Here is a 16,139-nt window from a genome sequence, read left to right as displayed (position 1 = left end):
ACAGTGGTAGACAGACAAACTTAGTACACTATTCCATTAATTTGTAGCGAATTGGCGCTGGAAATACTCTGCATTCTCTGCGTTAACCTCTGCGCCACTCTGCGTTTAAAAAATTTACGAACTAAAAACTTTTAAATCTATCACCCTCACTGCGATGATTGCTGCAATCCTAATCTATTTAAAGAATTTATCTGAATGCGGCATAATGTTGGGTTTATTTGGAAATTACAGGTATAACTCCCCAAAAGTTCCTGCTGATAATTAAACACCCGCAGATTATAAACATCTTTTCTGGCAACATTACCTAAGCGATTCACAAAACTGTAGCGTTCTAAATAATCTAGAATGCTCCAAACTTGCTGATTGACAATCACATCTACTCGCCCAGGCGCTGTAGCATTAGCAGGATAAGCTATCCAATTATCCAACAATTTATTTTCGGAATTAGCTTGAGCTAACCATAAACTCGGAGTTGTTAATCCTTGTGGGTTAATGGTATTGGCTGTAATTACAGTACCGTTGGGCTTGGTTAATAAGTCTAGCTCTAAAGGTGCATTAGAAGGTAGCAGCACTGAGGATGTTTCTGCCAGCGAGGGAGAAATTGGCGAAAGATAAATTGTACTCAAGCTGAGACCGAGGAGTAGTGAAAAGGATTTTTGATACCTTAGCAGTTTCTGTCTAGACATAAACTAACACCGTTTGATTCATGGATTAGAGGTAGTGAAATTTACTACATATATCCCTAATTTATCTAAAATTAATGTCTGTCTTGATTTGCTAAAGTTCCGCATCAACTAAACTTTGATCGCTAAGATACGAATTCGTCGATAGTCTGCTGTCCAAGCATTATCTCGGTAAAGTGTGGGCTGGAGATAATCTTCTACTATACGTATAACTTCTATTTGTTCCTCGGCAGATAATGGAGCTAAAAAACTACTGCCAAACATTTGCAGCCAATTTTTTATACCTACTGTCCCATCGGCTAAAGGCGTAGGACGAGAGAATAAAATAGCTTGGTTAACTTCAAACCCTTGTTTTTCAAGTAAGGTAGTATACTCACTAATACTAGGAAAATACCAAGGGTTTAAAGCTTGGGGATTGGGTAGACCAATTTGTTCAAAAGCCACGTACAATGCTTGCACGATCGCCTGAACGTTGCCTTTACCACCAAACTCAGCCACAAAACGGCCTCCTGGTTTGAGTGCTTGATATATGGATGCGATCGCGGCCTCTGCTTCTTTAATCCAATGTAAGGTAGCATTAGAAAATACGGCATCGAATGACTGATCTATCTGCAAGTTGCGAGCATCAGCCACTTCAAAACGTAAATGCGAGTAATTTTGTCTCGCCTTGTCAATCATGGTGGCGGCGCTATCAATTCCCATCACCTCCGCACCAGATTCGGCAATTTTGGCTGAAAGTTGACCAGTTCCACAACCCAAATCCAAAATTAACTCTCCTGGTTTGGGGTTCAACCATTGCAACAAATCTTCGCCGTATTGCCACACAAAAGCATGTTTATCTTGATAAAGAAACGCATTCCAATTGTGTTTGGATAACGAAATATTATTCATAATTAGTGAAATTCCCAAGTGTTGACTGCTTATGCTTAATATTTACATAGGAATTAAGTCCTGAAAAGCGCCATATTACCGCTACGCAACAAAATACCCTACATCAGTAGGGTAGACATTAATTCAGGAAATACTAAATTTCAGCCTTTCAACTTTTACTCAGACTGGCTACAGTACTTATTCAGATCATTCATTAAAGTATCTGATTCTTTGCCAGCGCTTTTAGCGGCGGCGGTTAAGGCTGTATCAATTTCGGTTCTGGCCTTTTTGATTTTTTCTCTACCAGTTGGTGAAGCTTCGGCTGTTTTAGCAGCAGCCAAAGCTTTAGCCGCTTTAGCAATAGCTTGACTAAGGTTATCAAACACCTTCTGAAAACGGCTTTGATATTCTTTGAGTTTGGGATCTGCTAATTTTAGTTCTTCTAAAGATGTATCAATGGCTTCTAAATCTTTAGATAGTTGCAAGCTAGTGATTGCTTGCTTGCCTTTATTTTGATCAATGAGTGCATTTCCTTCATTCACGACTTGAATTAGCCGCTGACACTGGGCGGTTTTATTTTCACAACCAGTAACTAATAAAGCGAGACTTAAACTAACGCTAGTAATAAAACTATATTTACACCACACGGATATTCATACCCCACCAGCAGTAAAATCCAGACAATCGTAACCAATAATTTCATAAATTGTGGAAATTATTGCGTGAATTTCCTTAAAAGTTGGTGAATGGCTAGAAAAATGTTGAAGATTAGCAATCACAAGCTATGTGCTACATAGACTCAAGCTGCATACATTAAATCTGTAGCGACTGGTTAGGCTAGAGAGCTAAAACCCTACACCCATACCTCATACCGTTTCACTTTAAGTTTGATACAAATAGACCGCAGGGGGCAGGGAGCAGGGGGAAAGAATGAAAAACCCATAAATTCTGTATCATTTTTTTCGTGAAATGGTATCAACTGCCGTTCTGTAGTAGTAAATTGTATTCTCATAATTCTCTTTAAATTAGACTTTTAGCTATTATTTGGCAGAATTTTCGATTATTTAGGTTAAAGTAGCGCCAAGATTTGAACTCAAGCCATAAAATCTTATGCGTGTTTTTGTTTGTGCTTTTTTACTGGTTATTAGTTTGTTATTCTCGTTCACGCCACTAGTCAAATCGGCAACACCCCCTTCTGATATTGAGCAGTATCTGATCAATGCTCAATTTCAACAGGGTGAGGAAGCTTTTGTTACCAAGCTTCAGGAAAATGCTAATGATGATCAGACGCGATTTAAATTGGGAGTTGTGCAATTGATGGGTGCAACTCAAAAGTTAATGCAGTCACTGTACCGTTATGGTTTGCAGCAAAATATTCTGACTCAATTCTTCCCAATTTTACGTCTTCCTGTGCCGACCAACCCGACACCGCAGCCAGTCACATATCAAGATGCACGAAAGATTCTGCAAGATTTACTGAATGATCTAACTCAAGTTAAAGATACTCTCGAACCCATCAAAGATAATCAAGTCAAGCTACCGCTGCGACTTGGTTTAACACGGCTCGATTTCAATGCTGATGGTAAGTTAGAAGAAAATGAATCTTTTTGGAAAACTTTCAGCTTATTAACAGGAATACCAGCTACAGAAAAAGCTGCCCAAAGTTTAGCGATCGCCTTTGATGCGGGTGATGTAATTTGGCTCAAGGGTTATTGCAATTTACTGTCGGCGCTCGCTCAGGTGGTTTTGGCTTATGACGAAAGTAAATTGTTTGATTCCACGGCTCATTTAGTTTTTGCTCAACCACAAACTGCTTATCCATTTCTGGCTAATGGTACGGGCGCATTCGGTTGGGGTAATTTTGATATTAGCGATATGATTGCGTTCATTCATCTGATCAATTTTCCTGTTGCGGAACCAGAACGTTTAACGACTGCTCTCCAAAATTTCCAAACAGTCACAGCTTTAAGTCGTCAATCTTGGGAATTGATTTTAGCGGAAACTGATAATGATCGGGAATGGCTACCCAACCCTCAACAAAAGGGCGTAATTCCCAATGCAGTAGTCACTCAACCGATGATTGATGGCTGGCTGACTTTTTTAAATGAGGCTGATACCTTACTCACAGGCAAAAAGTTAGTTCCATTTTGGCGAAAACGCGAAGTTAGAGGTATTAATTTAAACAAGGTCTTTACTCAGCCCAGTACCTTTGATTTAGTGCTGTGGGTACAGGGAACTGGTGCTGCTCCTTATCTGCAATTGGGGAGAGTCACCGATACCAATACTTGGTTGCAGTTGTTAGAAGTGTTCCGGGGACAATTCTTTGAGTTCGCCGCTTGGTTTAATTAAAAACCAGGTTCATATTTAGGGGTGCAAGAGGTTGCACCCCTATTTAATGTTGTAGGAATGCGATCGCCTTTCGGTGTCAACCCCTTATACAGCAGCGGCTAAGTAGCTTTTATTAAATTATTTAGCCTTTTGTTGTCAAGTCTTGTTGACAGTTTGTTACAAAGTTGTTATATTAATTTACATAAGTTAACAACTAAGGAAAAAAACTATGTACACCACAATTAACGAAGACGGCGTTCTCAATAACTACGCAACCGAACCCCAGGTTTACTGCGCTGAGTACCCAACAATTTGGGAACAACGTCGTTATGTTTTACAAGGCGCAATTGCAACTATGTTTGTGACTGCTTTAGTTTTGTGTGCTTTTGCAGTTAGCTAAGATTTTCTGATTTCGGTATTTGTATCACTCATCGTCATTTGTACTTCTCCCCTTCACCTCGGTTAGTTTCGCCGAGGTTTTTTGTTGGGTAGGATTTAAATGAGAAAGGTGTAAAGGTTTTAAATACTTACTCCTAGCCTAGATTTTTAGTTATTTTTAACTTAATTCACATCAATTCTTAAATATTGGTTTTTATCCTGAATTGTGTTGATCATTCAGGGTGAGAACCAATGATTTTAAAAAAAGTTTTGCTGATGGCGATTGGAGTTATTGCGGCGATCGCCCTTGGTGCTTTGACAAGTTTACCAGGAATTGCTCAAACTCCTACAGATTTAGATTTAGCGGCTTATCATGCGCCAATTCACTATCAAGATACCGACAGTACTAAATACAGTGGCGACTATATCACACGATTTAACTATGACGGAGATTGGCGAGGTACAAATAATTGGGATAATCTTTCCGTTTATCCGCTAAATGCTCATGCTTACTATTCTGTAGCTGAGACTTGTACTCACAGGTTTATCACTTATTCTTTCTTTCATCCGCAAGATTGGACAGATACTCCCTTCGACCAAGAACACGAAAATGATTTAGAAGGTTTGCTGGCGATCGTTCGTAAAGATAGTACAACCTTTGGCAAACTCGAAGGTATCGTCACAGTATTTCATACAGACTTTTACTCTTACACACCAGCTGGTAGTTCTTTAACAAACGGTGCAGAAAATATTGACGGAGTACTTACCACAAGCAGTTACAATAGTTCTCCGCATCCCTTAACAACACAAGAAGCCAAAGGTCATGGCTTACGAGCTTGGTCTGCGGGAAATTTCAATGGAAGTAGTACTCAAGACGGAATCATCTATTATCCTTCTAAAACTACTGCGGAAGTACCTGCATCGGGGAACGATCGCAATGTATTGTATTCGTTAATTGATGTATTTGCTTCTGGTGGTTTGTGGCAACATCAATTAGATGAAGCTTCTAGTTCTACAGGGATAACTTATGCGACATGGGGAACATTCAAGGGAGATTCTAGCGGTAGTTGTGGTGATGGTACACCAACTTGTGCTAATAATTCCGCTAATACACCTTGGGGTTGGGATGACTCAAATGATGGCGCAGTATACAGAGGTGAAATGGCTTTAGATCCGGCTCACCTAACGGATGTTTATTTTAATGGTCTGGGTAACTTTGATACAACATACATCCGTAATCGATATATTCAAGATTTGCGCGATCGCGGATACAATTCCAGCAACGTTCCTTTAGGCTGGCCTACCCAAATCAATCTTAATACCTTAATTGGTAAGCTAAAAAACCAGTGTTAATTTGACAAATGAAACCCAACAAATTATAAATCATGTTGGGTTTCGCTATCTATACAGCTAACCGTCGCTACATCTCTTAATTCAGAACTACAAACTACATAGGAATTTCTATCCACATCTCACAACCCTTTCCAGGCTGAGAAACACACTTGAGTTGACCACCATGTTTGTCTACAACAATTTGGTAGCTGATCGATAAACCTAAACCAGTACCTTGTCCAGGTTGTTTAGTGGTAAAAAATGGTTCAAAAATACGCGATCGCAGATTATTAGGAATGCCACAACCATTATCAGCAATCTTAATTTGAATAATACTCTCTGCTGTCACTCTTGTCTGAATCCAAATTTTTGGTTGGTCAGTTATTTTACCTGCAACCACAGAGTCTTCTAGAGCATCAATCGCATTATTGAGAATATTCATAAACACCTGATTCATCTGGGCTGCATAGCAGATTACATGAGGTAATTCACTATATTCCTTAATCACTTCAATAACAGGAGAATTATCATTTCCTTGCAAGCGATGTTGCAAAATCAACAAAGTACTTTCAATCCCTTCATGCAGATCAACAGGTTTCTTTTCTGCTTCATCCAGTCGAGCAAAGGTGCGTAAAGACAAAACTAATTGCGAAATTCGGTCTGCTCCCATCGTCATCGAAGTGAGCATCTTAGGTAAATCATTAGCAATAAAATCTACATCTATTTTTTCAGAAAACTCTCGAATTTCTGCTTTAGCTTTGGGATAAGATTTCTGATACATCCGCAGTAATGTCAGCAAATCTTCAGTATAGTCATTCAAATAAGTAATATTCCCAAAAATAAAACTAATTGGATTGTTAATTTCATGAGCTATACCTGCAACTAACTGCCCTAACCCAGCCATTTTCTCGCTTTGAATTAACTGACTTTGAGTTTGCTGCAATTCTTTGAGAGTTTGCGTTATTTCTTCTTTTTGTCTTTGAGTTTGTTCGAGTAATTCTGCTTGCTGAAGTCCTACCCCTAATTGATTCCCAATCTGCACCAATAAATCCACTTCATCTTCTTGCCAATTACGGGCTGCGGTGTTGTGATACGCAGCTAGTAATCCCCAAAGTTTATCACCCTGAAAAATCGGCACAATCATATATGATCGCGCTTCCATCAACTGACTCAAAGATATATATTTATGAGCATCTTGATTGCTATAAATATCTCTAACTACAAGAGTATGCCCTTTAGCAAAGTCTCCTCCTTGGGTTTGTTGTAAGTATTCATTAGCAATCACATTCAAAAGTTTGCGTACTGATACCCAACCTGGGGCTGCTGACTCAGCAACAAATTCCCCACTCCAATCGGAACGAAAACGATAGATTGTCACCTGATCTACTTCTAACAACCGCTGAACTTCTTGGGTACTGGTGATAAAAATTGTGTTTAAGTCAAGAGATTGGCGGATTTTTTCGACTGTTACAGCTAACGCCTTTTCTCGTTCGGCGGCTTTGCGTTCTCGTTCGGCGGCTTTTGCTAATTGTTCAGCTTGCAACTGCACTTGTTTTAATGCTTCTGCTTGCTGTAAGGCTACTCCTAGCTGTATGCCTACTTGCGCTAGTAAGTTGATTTCTTCATCTTGCCAATAACGGGGCTGGGAGTTTTTATAAGCGACTAACAAGCCCCATAACTTTTCACCTTGAGAAATTGGCACAAACACTTCATGACGGGGATATTTGCCAGCTTGTGTTTCTTTGAGCAATACACGTTCTGTAACAGGCTGGGGTTTGACGCTGGGATTCCAACCATCAACAATGGAATCAGCCACAAATTCACCACTCCAGTCAGGGTAAAAGCGATAAATTGCTACTCGTTCCACATCCAAAAGTCTTCTCACTTCTTGAGTAGTGGTTTTAAAAATAGCGTCAATATCTAGGGATTGGCGAATTTTTTCGACAGTATTTGCCAGCGCTCTCTGGCGTTCAGCAGCTTTACTAATTTCTGCTGCTTGTAGCTGCATTTGCTGTAAAAATTCTGCTTGTTGTAAGGCTACACCTAGTTGAGTGCTAACTTGGGTAAGTAAGTAAACTTCGTCTTCTTGCCAATCGCGGCGGCCAGAGTTTTGGTAAACTGCCAATAAACCCCAGAGCTTTTGACCGTGGTAAATGGCAATGATAACGTAAGCTCTGGCTTGATAGCTTTCTAAAAGTTTGACGTAGCAGTCTGTAAAACCATAATCATAGATGTCATAACAAATACGGTATACTTCGCTCTTGGTAAAAGTACCACCCTGGGTATCTTGTAAATAAGTATCCATGATGGGAGTTTCCGCCAAGTCTTTAACGCTACACTCGCTGACATTTTCTTTTAATTGTGGTTGCGTTAACTGTTCATCAATTAGGGAAATCCAACCTTCTGCGACTGATTCAAAGATAAATTCGCCACTCCAGTCAGAATTGAAGCGATAAATAGCGACGCGATCGGCATTTAGCAATTGTCGGATTTCTGCTGTGCTGGTGCGGAAAATACTTTCTATATCTAGAGACTGCCGAATTTTCTCAACGGTGATAGCTATAATTCTCTGCCATTCAGCGGCTTTTGCTATGGCTTGTGCTTGTGCTAGTTGTGTCGACTGGATTTTGACTTGTTCAAGGTAATCGGCTTGTTGTAGAGCAACTCCTAAATGTGCGGCGATAAGTTGCACAAACTCAATTTCGGACTCTTCCCATTGCCGAGAGTCACTACATTGATGAATACATAACAATCCCCATAAGTCTTTTCCTTTCATTAAGGAGGCTGCTATGTTAGCACGTACTTGAAATCTTTCTAAGATTTGGACATGGCAATGGCTGACACCAGCTTGATATATGTCAGCCATTGCATGAATTCTGCCTTCCTGGTATAGCCCGGCAAATTCCTTAGCAAAGCAGTGATCTTTTAGTTTGGCAGTTAAGGTCCGAAACCCATTCTGAACCTACATCTTCATAGATAAATTCTCCTTCCCATCCCAACTCAGGATAAAAACGGAACACCCCCACGCGATCAGTTTTTAGTAACTGTCGGACTTCTGTAACTGTAATTTTAAAGATAGTGTCTATATCTAAAGTTTCTCGAATCCGAGAAATTACTCCAGACAAGGCTTTTTGTTTCTCACTCTGATACAGGGAGAATGAATTATCTGACTGATATTCTGGTTGTTTTGAATTCGGTTTTATGGTAGAAGAGTTTTCCATTCCTGGTGGGACTTTAAATATTGAAAGTCTTCTATTGTAGAATTCCCTAATTCGTAGGAAAGATAACAGTAGAAGATTTGATATGTAGCTAAATTAATTAATTAGACTTCACGTAAATTAAAAATTACTCAGTAATGCTCAAGTTTTAGTATTCGCTTTCATCGTTAAATCTAGAGTAATCAACAAAATGATACTCTTTACATCTAATTTACATATAGGACTCATCTTTGATTTTTGAAAATAAATACGACATTTTTACCTGATTTTTTCTTGTTTCCTATTGATTGCGATGTCTTGCGCTATCTTGAGCTTGTCAAAGGAAGCTTATAGAAGTGTTTCCTGTTCTTTGACTACACAAATAATTTTAGTAATCAACCCGGAGCCTGTTACATAAGTTTATTTATAAATTAATTTTAATTCTGCAAATCTATGAATTACTAGTTTTTATGTCAATCTAAACAATTAATGAATGAATAATGTGATCAATCAAAACAGAAAAATTATATTTACAGTAATTTCTATTTTGATGTTTGGCAACTGCAAACAATACAGGAATGCGATCGCTAATATCGCATTCCTGCAAAAAAATCATTCAACTGCGATCGCATTATCGCTTTTTGGGAGATGTACGTCGCTGTTCGCGTTTTTCGGCTTCTCGAAGACGGCGATCGCGCCATTCGGACAATGTTAAGTAGCCAACGCCACCAGTAACTGCGATTAACAGCACGAAGGCTAGTAATGCCAGGATACTCAGAAATGGACTTTCCACGATACCTCTACAGTCCGTTGCGTCCCCAAACTACCATTGCGATCGACCAGGTGAACACAACTAACAGTGATACCCAACCCAATGTCAAAATTCCCATAGTTCTAAATTTTGCAAATAATTACAAAAGGTCTCTAATATTTATCATACCTGGAACTGGACACTGGAAAGTCGGAAGTCTGAATCTGATTGTTTCTACTCCTTATTCCTTACTCTCCATTTTTCAAATGAACAGAATGTTAGAGACGCAATTGATGGCAGAACGGTTAGAATCCCTCAAGGCTGGGATGATTGGAGGTTTTTCGCTGGGTGTTACCTGGTTGATAACTAATTTATTCAACACTCTAGTATTGGCTAGGTATTTTGACATTCTCACAAGTTTGCAAGTCACACTGCATTGGTACTTACTCGTCAGTTGGGCGATCGCCTGTTTCTCTGGTTTACTATTTGGTGTTACTTACCGCTATATCATCCGCCAAGATCACAATCTTCAACTGAAAGCTGGGGGGATTATGGCTTTTGGTTTGGTGCGGGGGTTAGCGCAGATAGAATTTGACTGGAGTTTAGCTGGTGCTGTGTTGGCTAGTGAAAGCGTGCTGTGGTTTATTGTAGCTGCGATCGCTCTTGATCAAGCTATTCAAGGTGGTTGGGTTAAGCCTTTCCCATCTATTTAAGAATATCTAATTGTGAACAACCAGTACACACCCATTCAACCCCAATAATTAAGACTAAAAATTCATTAGTCCTATTGAGGCAAATTTTGTTCATTCAAACTACCTCAGCGTTTACCAGGAAGAATCTCGTAAGTTTATAAATTTTTCACTTAACTCAATCGCCACAACCGCTAAAAAGTTATTGCCTTTACTTAGCACGAGTAAAAATATAATCTACGGTTATTAACTAGTTAGATTTTTTAAGAAGACAACTATATTTTTTATATACAGATATTTGTGTTTTTATAACTATTAAGGATGCTATTATCTTTAACATTTAATGGCTAATATTTTCGTCAATTTACGTAGTTAAACCACTATTAAGTAGGGAATACTTACTGTGTTTGGCTTATTATACTAAGGCTTGAATTGTTATGTATTTTCAGCTACAAAATTTTTAAATATATATTCAAGTATTTTTATTTACTTACTTTTATCAAAATATCAAGCAATATATTTTATCCGTAAAATACTAGCATTATTTATAACTCTCAGTATATTGCTATTTAAATTAGCTCATCTATTACAAAAATTCCGTTATTAGAATCTAATAAAGATTTTTCAATAGCATTGACTATTTATCTTGAATTATTTACGCTCAAAAAATATTTTTATTTAGCTGATTAACTTATAAGTATCAAGTTAATTTGACACTTATAAGTTAAAAGGTATGAAAAAATATACCGGATTATATTTGGTCGATTTATGAAATTTCTCAAATAAGTTTTGTAATTTCTAAAAATATTCCTGGATTTAATTCTAGTGAATTGTTTAACTAATTAAAAATTTCATAGAGGCTAAAATGATTTTTAATCAACAGCAAATCATGATCAACTTGCCAATTCACAAAGTTAACATTAAAAAAGTATCTGCCATTTTACGTCGGCGACGCTTTTTAGTGCTAGGTGTGTCTTGTGCAGTAATGTCAGTTGTTGGCTTAATTGCTGTTAATACAAAATCTAATTACCAAAGTTCTATGCAATTGCTGGTGAGTTCTTATCCACAACCAGGAGTTACAACCAGTAATATTGTGAATGGAACTGATAGCGAAATTGTAAAATTTAATCTGCCAGTTGTAGATTACACAGCACAGATGAACATGGTTTTGAGTCCCCAACTCATTGAACAAGCTGTATCTTTACTACGATCTGATTATCCTGATATTACAATAGAAGATATCAACGGTAAACAAGCTCAACTTACAATATCCAAGTTTGATGAGAAAATTATAACTAATAATGTCCCTTCACAAATATTAGAAATTTCTTTCATTGATAGCGATCCAGTTAAAACAAAAAAAGTGCTGCAAGCACTACAACAAGTTTATCAAAACTATAATATTCAACAGCAAAAAGAACGTTTAAATAAAGGTCTAGCTTTTATTAATACTCGCATCCCTCAACTGAAAAAAGAGGTCAATCAAGCAGAAAAAAACTTAGAATATTTTCGTCGTAAACATAATCTGCTTGATCCAGAAATACAAACCAAAATTTTGATTGAATCTTTAGCTGAGGTGCAACAGCAGTTACAAATAACTCGCGCCCAGATGCAAGATGTACAAGCTCGCTACAATAACTTACAACAAGAAGTCGCTACTTCAGCCCATAAAGCCAGAATAAATTCATATTTAAGTCAATCCAGTAGCTACCAAACACTATTAAATGATTTTAAAAAGACTGAACTAACTTTAGCAACAGAGCAGAAGCGCTATACGGATGAGTCTCCCATAATCCAACAACTAAAAGAACAACGTCAGAATCAGTTGTGGCTCTTAAAAAGAGAGGTCAATCAATTATTAGGAGACATCAAACAACCTAATGCTCATCTAGAACAGACCGAAGGAGTTGACCCAGGACTATTACAAGAATTATTTCAAGCCCAAACCACAGCTTTAGGACTCGCCGCCAACGAAAAGAGTTTGGCTGAAACAGAACAAAGACTGCGATTTGAATTTAGTAAATATCCCAGCTTAATAGCGCAATATAACCGTTTATTACCAGAGGCGAAAGCTAAACGCAAACAACTTGAGCAACTGCTTCAAGCACAACAATCTTTGGGTTTAAAAATTGCCCAAGGAGGGTGGGAATGGCAGGTGTTAGAAGAACCAAGTTTAGGCAAACTCATCGGAATTAACAGATTATCACTGTTGTTAGGAGGTCTACTAGTTAGTCCTATTTTAGGTATTGCTGTAGCCTTAAGCTGGGGAATGTTTACCCGGACTATTTACTCAACAAAAGAATTACAACAGTCAACAAATTTACGCTTACTGGGGTCGGTTCCCAAATTAGCCCCAAGAGGATTGAAGAAATGGTTACCAAATATTTCGGGAAATAAACAACGTAATATAAACTATGATTTTGGAGAAACTGATAGTTGGTTGCCATGCCATGAAACGTTAGATATCCTCTACCAAAACCTTCAGATATCCAAGTATTCTTTACATTCCAAATCTTTGATGTTTACTTCAGCTTTATCTGGAGAAGGTAAGACTACTTTGTTATTGGGACTGGCGGCTAGTGCGGCTAGAATGCACAGACGCATTCTGCTAATTGATGCTAACTTTCGGTATCCTAACCTACATAAAATTCTGCAATTATCAAATGATTGGGGTTTATCTCTATTATTGCTAGATGAAACCAGCAACCAAATTCATAATTACATCCAACCTGTTCATCCGTTAATTGATGTTTTAACTGCTGGGCCTAAACCAGAAGATACTATTAGATTACTGAGTTCTCAGCGAATGAAAGAACTGATTAAACGGTTTGAGCAAACTTATGATTTAGTGCTAGTTGATGCTCCGCCAATTTTAGGTACAGCCGATGCCAGAATTTTAGCTGGATATTGCCATGAAGTTGTCATGGTAGGGCGTATGGGTCAACTTACCCAAACTGATTTAATGCAAGCGCAAGAAATTTTGAGCCAGTTAAATTTAATTGGTATTATCGCTAATGGTGTAAGAAGCCATCAACAGGTTTAATTCTGTCAATATCCCATAGTTATCATTGATATTTCTTCTGTTTCCTATCTCCTATTTCTGCATTTTCCTGTGCCACTTTTTCTCATCTCTCCAAAAAATACAGTGCATAATTAATAGGAGGCGGCAACCTCCTATGTTGGAGAACTGTCTCATCTTGAGTGGTAGATGCCATAGTCCCAAGCATCAAGCAGATACTAGTGTGATTAGATGATCAGCATGAAATTCCAACTGTTTTTAGGCTCTTTATTTTCTCAGGTTAAATTCCGGCATTGGTGGATGGGTATCCTCTTGTGGATTGCTTTGGTTGCTCCTGCTCAAGCATCGGTAATTTTACGCGTGGCCATTGAGAGGGGAGTTAATCAAGTAAAAGTCGGGAGTTCTACATCTGCTTTGGTTAAGGATAGTACCGGACGCACCCTAGGGCAATTACCTGCTATGAGCGCCTATTATGCTCAAGCAATTTCTGGAGGCATTGCGTTAGATAAGTGGCAGTCTGGTTTATTTTGGATTGAACCAACAGGTAAAGGATTTGTTTATATTGGCGATCGCTGGTATCGAGGTAGAACTTTAGTTGTCCCTACAGAAAAAGGCTTAACTGCGGTTAACTGGGTTGATGCCGAAGAATACCTCTACAGTGTCCTGGGTGGCGAAATGGATACTAGTTGGCCACAGGAAGCTCTCAAAGCCCAAGCGATCGCAGCTCGTACTTACGCTCTCTACGAACGGGAAAAACAACGCAATAATCCCATTTACGATTTAGGTGATAGCCCGGATCGCTGGCAAATTTATAAAGGAGTTATGAGTGAATCTCCTTCTACTTATGCGGCGGTGGATGGTACAACTGGACAGGTTCTTACTTATAACAACAAAATTATTCTCTCTGTTTTCCATGCTTGTTCTGGCGGACATACGGAAAATGTGGAAGATGTTTGGGGAAATACTTTGCCTTACCTGCGGGCTGTTCAAGACTACGATCAAAATGTCAGTGAGTGTAATTGGGTGAAAACCTTCTCACCTGCGGAAATTAGTGCCAGAATTTCTGGTGTAGGCAATGTCAAGGAAATAATTCCCGAACAATACTCGCCCTTTCGTAGTGTCAAAGCCTTAAAAATTGTGGGAGATAAAGGTACAAAAGTCTTACAAGGTGAGGCGGTACGTACCGCACTCAAACTGAAAAGTACTCGTTTTAATGTGAGTAAAAGTGCAGATGGGAGTTTTGTACTGCAAGGCTTAGGATTTGGTCATGGGTTAGGAATGAGTCAATGGGGCGCATACAACCTAGCTCGACGCGGCATCAACCATTTGCAAATTTTGGGTCATTATTATCAAGGTGTAGCTCTCACGCCGATTAAAGCGAAGTAATAACAAAGTATGAAGTGTGAAGTATAAAGGATGAAATTTATCCTTCACACTTCACCAATTATTCTCCACTTTGTAGGCGCTTTTGCCATTCAGCTTCAATTCGGGCAGAATTCTTGATTTCCTGGTCTAATAAGTCGTTTTCTGTGGAATAGACTAAATCTTTGTTTTCAATAATATTTTCTGTGGCAAATTGTTGGGCATAGTCAATTTTTTGCTGTAAATTTGCATCTGGATTGGTTAATAATTTGGCGCGAGACAAGCGATCGCGGTTACGTGCCACAATTTTTTGATTACGCCACTGAATCCAAAAATAACGTACTAACGGTACACCCAAAAAACCTATACCGTAAGCCAACAACAGCCAATAAATGCCTTGAACAAAAGCGACTAGTCCGCCCAACTGTGCCGCAACTGTGCCATCTCTTAACAAATTTCCCAGTACTAAAGCCCCAACAAAATTGAGCATTCCTAAACCAGCACTCAACATAATTTGTCCAGAATCAGCCCGGCTGAAACGCCAAGGTAATTCTTCTAAGTAAACTGGTACTGACTGACGACCTTTATTACTGGCTTTAACTTGTAATTCTGGAAAATAATAAACGATTTGTCCCTCAGAACTAACTTTTGGTTGGCCGTTGAATTTTATGAGTACAGGCAGCATATAATCTTCGTACTCTTGTTTATAGCCTGGGCCAAGGTCATCTAAATAGGGCGCAATTTGTTCTGCTACCACTGCACCACGCTGATGGCGAATTACAGTCGCTATTTCTTGCCAACGCCGTTCTTCTAATTTGGCATTAGGATTACCATCACCAAACAAAAACGAAAACACCGCCTCGAAGAAATTCATCTCGCTACCTTGACGGCTAGTTTGCCGTCTTTGTTGGTAGGAAGTATCGTAGTAATTTGGACTAAAATACCAAAATAAATCTGGGAAAAAGAAGAAACCGCCACCGCGGCTACTACCTCGATTGTCGTTATCGCGATCGGAACTAGCAGCAGTAATAATAATAACGATGCTAATAGTAATTAAGGCGATCGACAGAACTAAAAATATCCCAAAAGAAATGCGAATTAAGTAGAAAAGAATTCCCCAAACCTTTTGCCACCATTCTTGCAAACGTAACTGGAAATATTTATTACGTAAAATTGCTCTAAAATTGGGCGGAAATAGGTAAACAATGTCACCTGTTTCTGCTACTTGTAAATGTCCACCCGCATCGGCAGCTAAAGCAAGTAACCCTTGCCCAGCCTCTGCAATATTTAATCCTGCTTGGGTCGCCATATCACCGATGGTAACTCGATAACCAAGTTGTTCCACAGCGTGCATGATAGTGGGATTGGGAGCCATTGCTCTCCCCTCCTATTTAAATTGACTCTATCTTTATCTAGTATAAAGTTTTATTTTCGGAGCCTTGGGAGGTACTAATGAATTCCCAATTGATTAATAAAATCAGCAAAAATAATACTGTCTATATGTTAAAATTATATGCCTTGGCTTGGTTA

12 protein-coding genes and 1 pseudogene are annotated in these 16,139 nt (G+C 38.7%); 6 read left to right on the top strand and 7 right to left on the bottom strand.

Annotated features, from left to right (window positions below):
• Nucleotides 1–146: 146 nt before the first annotated feature.
• The 3 genes from AC504W_RS05975 to AC504W_RS05965 all read right to left on the bottom strand — a co-directional run bounded on the left by AC504W_RS05975 (nucleotide 147) and on the right by AC504W_RS05965 (nucleotide 2,206).
• Nucleotides 147–686 carry a hypothetical protein gene (locus tag AC504W_RS05975; RefSeq protein ID WP_494876771.1) on the bottom strand — a complete coding sequence of 180 codons (540 nt, stop codon included), beginning with the start codon at nucleotides 684–686 and terminating at the stop codon, nucleotides 147–149.
• A 108-nt stretch (nucleotides 687–794) separates the two neighbouring features.
• Entirely contained in the window at nucleotides 795–1,574 is a 780-nt protein-coding gene (locus AC504W_RS05970) for a class I SAM-dependent methyltransferase (RefSeq protein ID WP_494876770.1), read from the bottom strand.
• Nucleotides 1,575–1,729: 155 nt separating this feature from the next.
• Nucleotides 1,730–2,206, bottom strand: coding sequence for a hypothetical protein (locus AC504W_RS05965; protein ID WP_494878578.1), 477 nt, complete (start codon nucleotides 2,204–2,206; stop codon nucleotides 1,730–1,732).
• 457 nt (nucleotides 2,207–2,663) lie between these two features.
• On the opposite strand from AC504W_RS05965, the gene AC504W_RS05960 reads away from it, so the two are divergent.
• The 3 genes from AC504W_RS05960 (at nucleotide 2,664) to AC504W_RS05950 (ending at nucleotide 5,612) form a co-directional block, all read left to right on the top strand.
• Nucleotides 2,664–3,902, top strand: coding sequence for a hypothetical protein (locus tag AC504W_RS05960; RefSeq protein WP_494876769.1), 1,239 nt, complete (start codon nucleotides 2,664–2,666; stop codon nucleotides 3,900–3,902).
• 208 nt (nucleotides 3,903–4,110) lie between these two features.
• Nucleotides 4,111–4,281: a photosystem II assembly protein Psb34 gene (gene psb34, locus AC504W_RS05955; RefSeq protein WP_494876768.1), complete on the top strand. Its 171-nt coding sequence runs from the start codon at nucleotides 4,111–4,113 to the stop codon at nucleotides 4,279–4,281.
• Between the two features lie 230 nt (nucleotides 4,282–4,511).
• Complete coding sequence (locus AC504W_RS05950; RefSeq protein ID WP_494879571.1) at nucleotides 4,512–5,612, top strand: hypothetical protein; 1,101 nt, start codon at nucleotides 4,512–4,514, stop codon at nucleotides 5,610–5,612.
• 94 nt (nucleotides 5,613–5,706) lie between these two features.
• On the opposite strand, the pseudogene AC504W_RS05945 reads toward AC504W_RS05950, so the two are convergent.
• From AC504W_RS05945 to petN, 3 genes and pseudogenes are all read right to left on the bottom strand, one after another.
• Nucleotides 5,707–8,812 (bottom strand): annotated as a pseudogene (locus AC504W_RS05945) (GAF domain-containing sensor histidine kinase).
• 607 nt (nucleotides 8,813–9,419) lie between these two features.
• Nucleotides 9,420–9,581 (bottom strand): hypothetical protein, encoded by a 162-nt coding sequence (locus AC504W_RS05940; RefSeq protein WP_096583057.1) that lies wholly within the window; start codon nucleotides 9,579–9,581, stop codon nucleotides 9,420–9,422.
• Between the two features lie 7 nt (nucleotides 9,582–9,588).
• Entirely contained in the window at nucleotides 9,589–9,678 is a 90-nt protein-coding gene (petN, locus tag AC504W_RS05935) for a cytochrome b6-f complex subunit PetN (RefSeq protein WP_083468698.1), read from the bottom strand.
• 127 nt (nucleotides 9,679–9,805) lie between these two features.
• On the opposite strand from petN, the gene AC504W_RS05930 reads away from it, so the two are divergent.
• From AC504W_RS05930 to AC504W_RS05920, 3 genes are all read left to right on the top strand, one after another.
• Nucleotides 9,806–10,252 (top strand): hypothetical protein, encoded by a 447-nt coding sequence (locus tag AC504W_RS05930; protein ID WP_494876766.1) that lies wholly within the window; start codon nucleotides 9,806–9,808, stop codon nucleotides 10,250–10,252.
• Between the two features lie 841 nt (nucleotides 10,253–11,093).
• Nucleotides 11,094–13,271 (top strand): GumC family protein, encoded by a 2,178-nt coding sequence (locus AC504W_RS05925; protein ID WP_494876765.1) that lies wholly within the window; start codon nucleotides 11,094–11,096, stop codon nucleotides 13,269–13,271.
• A gap of 216 nt (nucleotides 13,272–13,487) precedes the next feature.
• Entirely contained in the window at nucleotides 13,488–14,633 is a 1,146-nt protein-coding gene (locus AC504W_RS05920) for a SpoIID/LytB domain-containing protein (protein WP_103125115.1), read from the top strand.
• A gap of 58 nt (nucleotides 14,634–14,691) precedes the next feature.
• Here AC504W_RS05920 and AC504W_RS05915 read toward each other — a convergent pair whose 3' ends face one another.
• Nucleotides 14,692–15,984: a hypothetical protein gene (locus AC504W_RS05915; RefSeq protein WP_494876763.1), complete on the bottom strand. Its 1,293-nt coding sequence runs from the start codon at nucleotides 15,982–15,984 to the stop codon at nucleotides 14,692–14,694.
• Nucleotides 15,985–16,139: the final 155 nt, after the last annotated feature.

The sequence above is a fragment of the Nostoc sp. C96 genome, from assembly GCF_059384975.1.
This window is presented reverse-complemented; position numbering and strand designations above follow the sequence as displayed.